Origin of the sequence: Paenibacillus glacialis (assembly GCF_001637205.1) — a bacterium.
GTDB classification, from domain to species: Bacteria; Bacillota; Bacilli; order Paenibacillales; family Paenibacillaceae; genus Paenibacillus_AQ; species Paenibacillus_AQ glacialis.
Map to the genome: position 1 here is coordinate 1 of NZ_LVJH01000060.1, position 1,112 is coordinate 1,112.

The 1,112-nt window shown below is 44.2% G+C and carries 1 protein-coding gene; it reads left to right on the forward strand.

Going from position 1 to position 1,112, the window contains the following annotated elements; translation table 11 throughout:
* Window positions 1–15 precede the first annotated feature (15 nt).
* The coding region (locus tag PGLA_RS21990) for a DUF5704 domain-containing protein (protein WP_245700241.1) at window positions 16–1,112 on the forward strand (1,097 nt) is incomplete at its 3' end.

The window sequence follows — 1,112 nt, forward strand, 5'->3', positions numbered from 1 at the left end:
TCTCCTGGAGAGACCATGAATGGGCTTGATTTTGATCCGAATGTGAATGCTGTCATTAGAGCGGATACACGTGATAATGAAGAATTTGATGTTCTGCTAGGTATACCAACATCAGAACGTCTTTACGGAAACGTGTTGACTAAGGAATACTTATCTAAATACGAGTATCAGGAAATGACCGGGACGTGTACCTATAATGTGAACGTCACAATGCCAGAACCACCACCGGACCCGAATGCACCACCGTTACCAGCGCCTGATCCGAATGCTCCGCCGATAGAACCCCCAGTTCCTTCTACGGAACAGGTTACCGTGGAACGTGAATATTCATTCTGGACGGTTATAGACGTGGAAATCTATGAGATCGATGAAGCGAAACTATGGAATTATGCATTTGATAATAGTGGGATCATCATATCACCTAGTGGATACAATGCACCTTATTATGCGACGGCACAGACGAGTAAATATGAACCTGCATCGCTGCCTGAAACCGTTGAAGCATTAGAGACGCAGAGTCCACAAGAGGCTGCTGAAATGGCGATTGGTGAGGTGATCGTCTGGAATGATACGTTCACACTATATAATGATACGCTGATGGATGGATCTGAATCAGAAGGAAGTGGCCCAACACCACAGGGTATTCCGATTGCAGGGCCGATTGACAGAGATGTACTGTATAGTCCTGGGAATGAGATACCCATCAGCAAGACGAATAAGCCTGATGAATCGAGTTCTGGAACGATCTCTTATCGTATGGTGAGCGGTTCCTCTACGATGGATTATCCGATCTATGGGATCAATACAGTCACAGTACATACACCCGTAGTTAATTATTCATCCGTGAGTGATGATCAAGCTCATAATCAGAAGGGAGATCCCAACTACAATCGTGCGGCATTCATTCTAGAGAGACCCTTTACGATTCGGATGCCAACCAATGGACAACACGTGGACTATCCTGGGTATAGAGATCGAGATTATGCTAAATATTTCAGAACGAAACAAGTGTGGTTTCCATTTGATGTCTACAATGAAAGCCGAACACAATTTATCCCCAAAAAAACGTGGGTTGATATACCCGTTAATCAATTTGAGACCACATGCTATTT